The 8,681-nt window shown below is 62.4% G+C and carries 6 protein-coding genes; all 6 read left to right on the forward strand.

Annotated elements, in window-relative coordinates; genetic code table 11:
• Positions 1-214 precede the first annotated feature (214 nt).
• The 6 genes from AC07VF_RS22440 (at position 215) to AC07VF_RS22465 (ending at position 8,485) form a co-directional block, all read left to right on the forward strand.
• Positions 215-3,637, forward strand: a complete 3,423-nt coding sequence (locus tag AC07VF_RS22440; RefSeq protein ID WP_495009567.1) for a PAS domain S-box protein — start codon at positions 215-217, stop codon at positions 3,635-3,637.
• A gap of 107 nt (positions 3,638-3,744) precedes the next feature.
• The gene (locus AC07VF_RS22445; protein ID WP_495009529.1) at positions 3,745-4,380 is read left to right on the forward strand and encodes a CGNR zinc finger domain-containing protein; all 636 of its coding nucleotides are present in this window, start codon (positions 3,745-3,747) and stop codon (positions 4,378-4,380) included.
• Positions 4,381-4,522: 142 nt separating this feature from the next.
• The gene (locus AC07VF_RS22450) at positions 4,523-5,440 is read left to right on the forward strand and encodes a DUF72 domain-containing protein (RefSeq protein WP_495009528.1); all 918 of its coding nucleotides are present in this window, start codon (positions 4,523-4,525) and stop codon (positions 5,438-5,440) included.
• Positions 5,437-6,231: an endonuclease/exonuclease/phosphatase family protein gene (locus tag AC07VF_RS22455; protein WP_407073251.1), complete on the forward strand. Its 795-nt coding sequence runs from the start codon at positions 5,437-5,439 to the stop codon at positions 6,229-6,231. Before AC07VF_RS22450 ends, AC07VF_RS22455 begins: the two co-directional genes overlap by 4 nt.
• A gap of 5 nt (positions 6,232-6,236) precedes the next feature.
• Positions 6,237-7,487: a cardiolipin synthase ClsB gene (gene clsB / locus AC07VF_RS22460; RefSeq protein ID WP_495009566.1), complete on the forward strand. Its 1,251-nt coding sequence runs from the start codon at positions 6,237-6,239 to the stop codon at positions 7,485-7,487.
• Complete coding sequence (locus AC07VF_RS22465; protein ID WP_192174056.1) at positions 7,484-8,485, forward strand: lysylphosphatidylglycerol synthase domain-containing protein; 1,002 nt, start codon at positions 7,484-7,486, stop codon at positions 8,483-8,485. Before clsB ends, AC07VF_RS22465 begins: the two co-directional genes overlap by 4 nt.
• Positions 8,486-8,681 lie beyond the last annotated feature (196 nt).

The raw sequence follows: 8,681 nt of genomic DNA on the forward strand, positions 1-8,681 counted from the left end.
CTGCGCGCGCGTTGGTCGCTTTTCCGAAAAAGCTGATTCAAGCCGTGTCGAGGGCGAAGAGTTACCCGATACAATGCCGCTTTACCCTGTCCAGTTCGAACCAGTCTGCGGGATGCCGTGGCGATGTCGGGAGATCCGTTTGACTACTGTTCCAGTCGATCCTAGCGGCGATGAGCGCCTGTCTCATGTGCTGAACGCCAGTGAGCGGCTGGTGATGGCGGAATCAGTGGACGAGGTCGTCGCCGTGCTCCGCGACGTGGCCCGTGCCACGGTCGGCGCGGATGGCGTTGCGGTCATCATTCAGGATGAGGGACGCTGTTCTTATATTGCGGAGGATGCAGTCTCGCCGCTCTGGCAGGGTCAGACCTATACGGCCGACCACTGCGTTTCGGGATGGGTCATGCGTCGCGGCGAGACGATTGCGATCCGTGACGTCCGGCTCGATCCACGCATTCCGCAGGACGCCTACGCGCCAACCTTCGTCCGTAGCCTGGTCATGGCACCCATCGGTCGACCCGTTCCGGTCGCGGCGCTCGGCGCTTATTGGTCGCAGGTCCGCAGTCACGACGACGACACGGTCAAGCGCCTGGAAAGCCTGGCGCGGCTGGCAACCATCGCGATCGAGAACGCACGGCTGACCCAGGCACGCAATCGCGCGGCTGCGCTCGGGGCCGCGCAGAACCGTATCCTTGAACTGGCTGTTGAAGAAACGCCGCTGAATGTTGCCCTGGACGCGATCGTCCGCGAGGTGGAGGCGCTGTCGCCGTCCCGCTTCCTGGGCAGCATCCTGCTTCTGAGCGAAGAGGGCGGTCAGCTGCAGCATTGCGCCGGACCGAGCCTGCCCCTTCCATTTATCAACGCGGTTGAAAGCATCACGGTCAGCCCAGGTGCTGGTTCAGGCAGTCGCGCGACGACCCCGAACCCACTGGCGTCCGTGTCCGACATTGCCCACGACCCGCAGTGGGCCGAGTTCCGGGCGCAGGCCATCGGCCACGGTTTGCACGTCTGCGCGTCAATCCCCATCCGGTCGGCGCAGGGCGCCATGCTCGGTACGTTTGTCATGTATCACGCCGATCTGCGCGAGCCGTTATCGGCGGATCTCGAGATCTGCGATTTCGTGGTCAAAACGGTGGGCCTCGTCGTGCACCGTGCGCGAGCCGAGGACGCAATCCGCAGCAGCGAGGCGCGCTACCGCCAGATCGTCGAAGGCGCCGAGGACTTCGCGATCATCACCTTCGACGCGAAAGGTGCGGTCACCGGTTGGAACATCGGCGCCCAGCGCGTGATCGGCTACCGTGCCGACGAAGTCATGGGGCGTGAGGGCGATCTGTTCTACACCGAGTCGGACCAGGCCGAGCGAGTGTTCCAGGGCGAACTCGAACTCGCCATGGCGCGGGGGCGGGCCATCAACGAACGCTGGCACGTTGATAAGAATGGTGCGCGCTTCTGGGGCTCCGGATTGATGATGCCGCTGGCTACGGAGCAGGGCGGCTTCGTGAAAATCTTCCGCGACCGCACGGCCGAGCACCAGGCCGAAGCGGCGCTGCAAGAGAGCGCGGCGCGACTGAGCTTTTTTGATGAGCTCGACAGCCGCCTTTTCAATATTCGCCGGGCCGAAGACGCGATGCTCGTCGCCACCGAGATGCTCGGCCGCAGGCTCAACGTGTCGCGCTGCGCCTACGCGGATGTCGACGTCGACAATGACCGCTTCTGGATTCGCAGCGACTACAACGCGGCTGGCATTCAGAGCTCGGCCGGAACCTACAGCCTCGACCTTTTCGGCCCACGGGCGGCGGCTGACATGCGCGAATGCCGCACGCTGATCGTGCGCGACGTGGGCGCAGAGCTCGGCGCCAGCGAGGGCCTGGAGATGTTTCGGGGCATTGGCATCGACGCGATCATCTGCTGCCCGCTGGTCAAGAATGGCCGGCTGACGGCCATGATGGCGGTTCATCAGGATCAGCCTCGCGAGTGGTTGCCCTCGGAAGTCCTGCTGGTCAGGGAAGTCGTCGAGCGCTGCTGGGCGCATGTGGAGCGGGTGGGCGCCGAGGTGCGAATGCGCGAAAGCGAAGAGCGCCTGCGCCTTGCCGTCGAACACGCCGACATCGGTTTTTGGGACGTGGACATCGTTCACGACACGCTGATCTGGCCGCCCAGAACCAAGGCGATGTTCGGCATTCAGGCTGACGTGCCAGTCACGATTCAAGACTTTTACGACGGCTTGCACCCCGAGGACCGGGACGCCACGATCGCGGCGTTCAAGGCAGCCAGCGACCCCGAACGCCGCGCGCTTTATGACGTCGACTACCGCACCGTCGGCAGGGACGATGGCGTGATTCGCTGGGTGGCCGCCAAGGGGCGGGGCGTGTTCGACGCCGCCGGCCGCTGCCTGCGTGTCACCGGCACGGTGGTTGAGATCACCGCCCGCAAGGACGTCGAGGAAGAGCTGCGCGAACTCAATGCCACGCTCGAAGGGCGGATTGCCAAGGCCATCGCCGAGCGGGAAGAAGTCCAGGAAGCGCTGCGCCAGAGTCAGAAGATGGAAGCCATGGGGCAACTCACCGGCGGTGTGGCCCATGACTTCAATAACCTGCTCACCCCCATCGTCGGCACCCTCGATATGCTCCAGCGCCGAGGCGTGGGCGGTGAACGTGAGCAGCGGTTGATCTCCGGCGCCGTGCAATCGGCCGATCGCGCCAGGACACTTGTGCAGCGGTTGCTGGCCTTCGCGCGCCGTCAGCCGCTGCAGCCGGTGTCGGTCGACGTGGCGAAGCTGGTGAATGGCATGGGCGATCTCGTCGCCAGCACCACCGGGCCGCAAATCCGGGTCGTCGTCGATGCGCCACCTGATCTGCCAGCCGCGATTGCGGACCCGAACCAGCTTGAGATGGCGCTGCTTAATCTCTCCGTGAACGCGCGCGACGCCATGCCTGAAGGCGGGACGATGCGGATCTCGGCGAGCACCGAGTGGGTGTGCAAGAGTCACCGCTCCAGGCTGCCGACCGGTGACTACCTCTGCCTGTCCGTCGCGGACACCGGCATTGGCATGGATGCCTCCACGCTCGCCCGGGCGGTGGAACCGTTCTTCTCCACCAAGGGCGTCGGCAAAGGCACGGGGCTGGGTCTGTCGATGGTGCATGGCCTGGCGTCCCAGCTGAACGGTGCACTGACGATTCAGAGCTCGCCGGGTCTGGGGACAAACGTAGAGCTGTGGCTGCCACGCGCCATGACCCTGCCGGCAGCCGCTTTGCGCATCGACGAGGCGCCGGACCGACGCTCCCTGCGCGGTATCGCGCTGCTGGTCGACGATGAAGAGCTGGTGCGCGCCAGCACGTCATACATGCTGGCCGACCTGGGCTACCGCGTGATCGAAGCCTCCTCCGGCGAGGAAGCCTTGCAACTGCTGAGCACCGGGCAGCACGTCGACCTGATCGTCACGGACCACCTCATGCCGGGCATCAGTGGTACCGACCTGGCCAGACGGGTCCGAAACTCCCGGCCGGGAACCGCGATCCTGCTGGTCTCAGGGTATGCCGAACATGAAGGGCTTGATCCGGACCTGCCGCGCCTGACCAAACCGTTCCGCAAGAGCGAGCTGGCGGCGAGCCTTGCTCAGCTCGGAGGGCCGTCTTTATAAGGAGGGTGAGGCCAGTGGCGGCGACCCACCCCACAACCGTCCGAAACCTAAGCAACCCCTCACTTCTCTGTCATCATTCCCTCGTCGCTGCACACTGAGGGCATGCCATGTCTATCGGACAACTGAAGATCAATGCCATCCGCCTCGTCGGCGGGGCGGCTGTGCTGGATTACCTCAATACCTGTGACGGCCGCCGCCCGGGCACGGGGTTGCGGGAGGTTGTCGACAAACTGAGCAACCTGGAGGACATCGTCCACTGGTTCTTCCATGCCGGGATTATCGATGCTGAAGAGCATCAGCACTGTATGGCCGTGGTGGGGCGTTCTTCCTGGCACACGCTCACGGCGTTTCAACAGTTGATCGATTTTCGCGAAGCGCTGTATCGGCTGTTGCTGCCCATAGCGCTGGACCATGACACCGACCCTGCCAGCCTTCATGGGTTGAATCAGGCGCTGGCCGACACTGCCGACCAGCGCCTGCTGGTGTTGACCCCGGCGGGTGTGATCTGGCGCTGGCGTGTCGGTGAAGACCTGAGCTCGATGACGGCCGGGTTTATCGGTCGTCTCGCGGTTCAGGCGGCGACGTTGCTCACCTCCGGCGATATGGCCCGGCTCAAGGCCTGCGCCACGCCGGACTGCGACTGGCTGTTTCTCGATACCTCAAAAAATGGTCGCCGCCGCTGGTGCCAGATGAATATCTGCGGCGCGCGAGAAAAGATCAAAAGGGCCTCGGCCGAGTCCTGAGGGCAGGGGGTGGCGCAGCCTGCGGCAAATTGCGCCGCAACGCCGGCAAAAAGCCAGGGAACCTGCCACGGTCTCAAGCTTCTTATCTCTAGTTCACCAGTGTCGGGGCAGGTGCCGCGGCAGGACATCAGAGAGCACAGGCATGGGCGACATTCGTATCGGCATTTCAGGCTGGCGTTACACGCCATGGCGCGGGGATTTTTATCCCGACGGCCTGACGCAGAAAAACGAGTTGAAATTCGCCTCCAGAGCCGTGAACAGCATCGAAATCAATGGCTCGTTCTATTCGCTGCAATCGCCTGAGCTGTACGCGCGCTGGTACGACGACACGCCAAAGGGATTTGTCTTCAGCGTCAAGGGCCCGCGCTATATCACCCATGTCCGCCGCCTCAAAGAGATCGACGAACCCGTCGCCAATTTCTTCGCCTCCGGTGTTTTCCAGCTCAAGGAAAAACTGGGACCGATCCTCTGGCAGTTCGCGCCCAACTTCAAATTCGACGCCGATCGGTTCGAGCATTTTCTGAAGCTGCTGCCCCACGACGGTAAAGCCGCCAAGGCCTGCGCCAGCAAATGCGCTGAGCGCTTGCAGCAGCCGGGTTATCTGGACATCCCGGCACGCCTGAAGCTGCGTCACGCCGTTGAAATTCGCCATGAAAGCTTTCTGGTGCCTGAGTTCGTCGCGCTGTTGCGCAAATACAAGGTGGCGCTGGTGGTGGCGGACACCGCCGGCAAGTGGCCCCATGTGGAAGACCTTGCCACCGATTTCGTCTACGTGCGCCTGCACGGCGACAAGGAACTCTACGCCAGCGGCTATTCCGACGAGGCGATCAGGCACTGGGGCGACCGCATCGATGCCTGGCAACGGGGCGCGCAGCCCAAGGATGCTCAACTGATCGTGGACAGAGCCCTGCGCGCGCGGAAGTCCCGCGACGTTTTTTGCTATTTCGACAATGACATCAAGGTCCGCGCCCCTTACGACGCGCGCCGGTTGCTTGAGCGTTTCAAACTCACTGAAAACCTGGAAGTTGCGCCAGGCGATTTGCATGGAGCCACGTTGTGACCAGTGCCCTGATCCCCGAAGACCTCAACGGCCGACGACAAAGCGCGTCGGCCTCGGTCACCCTTAACGTGCTGACGATGAACATGCACATGGGCTTCGGTTTCCTCAACAAACGCTTCATCCTCCCGGAGCTGCGCGACGCAGTGCGCTCGGTGTCCGCCGATATCGTCTTCCTGCAGGAAGTCCACGGCGAGCATCAGGACCATGCGCAGAACGTGAAGAACTGGCCGACCACCTCGCAGTACGAATTCCTCGCCGACAGCATGTGGAAGGATTTCGCCTACGGCCGCAATGCCGTGTATCCCCACGGCCATCACGGTAACGCGTTGCTGTCCAAGTACCCGATCCTCCGTCACGACAACCTCGATATTTCGATCCACGGCACCGAAGAGCGCGGCCTGCTGCATTGCGTGCTGGACGTGCCGCATTTTGGCGAGCTGCACGCGGTGTGCGTGCACCTGGGCCTGAAAGAGGTCCATCGCCAGCAGCAGCTGAAGTTGATCGCCGATCTGGTGGGGCGTCTGCCAGCCGATGCGCCGGTGATCGTCGCCGGGGATTTTAATGATTGGCGGCAGAAGGCCGATGACGTGTTGAATCCTGCCGGGCTGCGCGAGGTCTTTGTTGAATCCTTTGGTGCGCCGGCGAAAAGCTTTCCGGCGCGCTTTCCGTTGCTGCGGCTGGACCGCATTTACGTGCGCAACGCGCACATCCGGTCGCCCAGGGTGATGTCCAATCGCCCCTGGTCGCACCTTTCCGATCATGCGCCTTTGGCGGTGGAGGTAACGCTATGAGGGGTATGAGAGCGATGGGCGCCATGTGCGGCCTTTGGCGCGACGGCAACTCAGTAGAGTTGTTGATCAATGGCGAAGACTTTTTCGCCCGAGTCTTCGACGCCATTCGTGCGGCGCGCGAAGAGGTGCTGATCGAGACGTTCATCATTTTCGAAGACCGGGTGGGCGAGGGCTTGCAGCAGGCGGTGATTGCTGCCGCCAGCCGTGGCGTGCGCGTGGTCATCACGGTGGACGACTACGGCACCAGTGACCTGAGCACGGCCTTCGTCAGCAAGATGATCGAAGCCGGCGTGCAGATTCAGCTGTTCGACCCGCGCCCGAAACTGATGGGCATGCGCACCAACCTGTTTCGGCGCCTGCACCGCAAAGTGGTGGTGATCGACGGCGAGACGTCGTTCATGGGCGGGATCAACTACAGCGTCGACCACATGGCCGACACCGGCATCACTGCCAAGCAGGACTACGCCGTGCTGGTGCGCGGGCCGATTGTTGCCGACATCTATCGCTCGACGCTGAGCATGCTCGGCCCGGCCGTGCGCAAAACCTTTACGCCGCTCAAGCCGGTGACGCGTCAGGCTGGCAGCGCTCGCATGCTCCTTGCCGAACGCGACAACCGCCATCACACCACCGACATCGAAGAGCAATACCTGCTAGCGATGCGCAACGCGACTCAGCGCATCACCATTGCCAACGCCTACTTCTTCCCCAGCTACCGGTTCTTGCGTGAACTGCGCAACGCCGCCCGACGCGGGGTAAAAGTCACGCTGATTCTTCAGGGCCAACCGGACATGCCCTTCGTGCGCGTGTGCTCGCGCCTGACCTACACCTGGCTGCTGCGTGAGGGCGTGGTCATCCATGAATACAAACAACGGGCGCTGCACGGCAAAGTCGCCTTGATCGACCACGAGTGGTCAACCGTCGGTTCCAGCAACCTCGACCCGCTGAGCCTGGCGCTAAATCTGGAAGCCAATCTGTTCATCCGCGACCACGCCTTGAACCAGCGCTTGCACGAACACCTGCGCGACCTGGCCGTGGCCCACAGCAAACAAGTCAACCTCAAGGGCCTGGCGAAAGGGCAGTGGTGGCGCGCGCCGATGATCTTCCTGAGCTTCCACTTCCTGCGGCACTTCCCGGCGATTGCCGGCCTGTTTCCGGTGCACGGCCCACGCCTGAAACCCCTGCGCGCGCCGGAAACCCTGCCGGAAGCCGCTGCGCTTAAAAATGAAGTACCGGCCGATCAGGAGAAATCCCTATGACCGGCGTCTCCCAAGCTTCCACACACGAGCAGAAACCGGCCGACACGGGCAAGAATCGTCCGTGGCTGACGTGGGCCAAGCGCGCCTTCACGCTGTTCTTCTTCATCGCCGTGCCTGTGTTGTTGTTCACACTGATGAAAAACCTCGACTGGAACGAGGTGATGCACGCGCTGGAGTCCTACAAGCTCAGCACCCTGGCGCTGGGCTTCGTCATCGCTGCGGGCAGTTATCTGACGTATTGCTGCTTCGACGTCCTGGCCCGGCGCTACACCGAACACAAATTGGCGGTCAAACAGATCATCCCCGTGACCTTCGTGTGCTACGCCTTCAACCTGAACCTGAGTTCATGGGTCGGCGGCATCGCGCTTCGCTATCGCCTGTATTCGCGGCTCGGCCTGGACGTGCCGACCATCACCCGCATCCTCAGCCTGAGCCTGATCACCAACTGGCTGGGCTACATGCTGCTGGCCGGGTTTGTATTCGCGGGTGATTTCGTTGACCTGCCCGAAGGCTGGAAGATCGGCGACACCACGCTGCAACTGATCGGCTTCGTCCTGCTGGCCGTCTGCCTGGCGTACTTCCTGGCCTGCCGCTTCTCCAAGAAACGCACCTGGACCATCCGCAAGCAACAGTTTGTGCTGCCATCGCTGAATCAGGCCATGCGCCAGGCCTTGCTGGGCGCATTGAACTGGGGACTGATGGCGCTGCTGATCTACGTGCTGCTGCCGGAAAAAGCCTTCTACCCGGCTGTGCTCGGGATCCTGCTCATCAGCAGCATCGCCGGCGTCATCGCCCACATCCCTGCCGGCCTCGGCGTGCTCGAAACCGTCTTCATCACCCTCATGCAACACCAATTCAGCAAAGGCCAACTGCTGGCTGCGCTGATTGGCTATCGGGTGATCTACTTCCTCATCCCGCTGATGATTGCGCTGGTGGTTTACGTTGTTTTGGAAAAACGGGCGAAAGCCATGCGGCTCAGGAATGAAGAGCAGTTGTGAGTGGGAGAGTGACGCGGGAGCTCGGGGACTGACGAATTTACAGTGAGGCGTCGTAAATAAATCAGTCGCTCAATTCAGTCCAAAATATGTGTTGCCCGGACTCGCCCCTTCCCGGCTAAAGCCAGTCCTACAAAAACATCGAGTGCATTCAGTGGAGCCGGTGTCGGGTGACGCGGAGCATCACGGTATGCATACC

It is taken from the genome of Pseudomonas sp. GW821-FHT02H06 (assembly GCF_059421525.1).

Coding starts and splice junctions, on each gene's coding strand:
- AC07VF_RS22465 (WP_192174056.1), top strand. CDS start 7,484: ATGACCGGCGTCTCCCAAGCTTCCACACACGAGCAGAAACCGGCCGAC.
- AC07VF_RS22445 (WP_495009529.1), top strand. CDS start 3,745: ATGTCTATCGGACAACTGAAGATCAATGCCATCCGCCTCGTCGGCGGG.
- clsB (WP_495009566.1), top strand. CDS start 6,237: ATGAGAGCGATGGGCGCCATGTGCGGCCTTTGGCGCGACGGCAACTCA.
- AC07VF_RS22440 (WP_495009567.1), top strand. CDS start 215: ATGGCGGAATCAGTGGACGAGGTCGTCGCCGTGCTCCGCGACGTGGCC.
- AC07VF_RS22450 (WP_495009528.1), top strand. CDS start 4,523: ATGGGCGACATTCGTATCGGCATTTCAGGCTGGCGTTACACGCCATGG.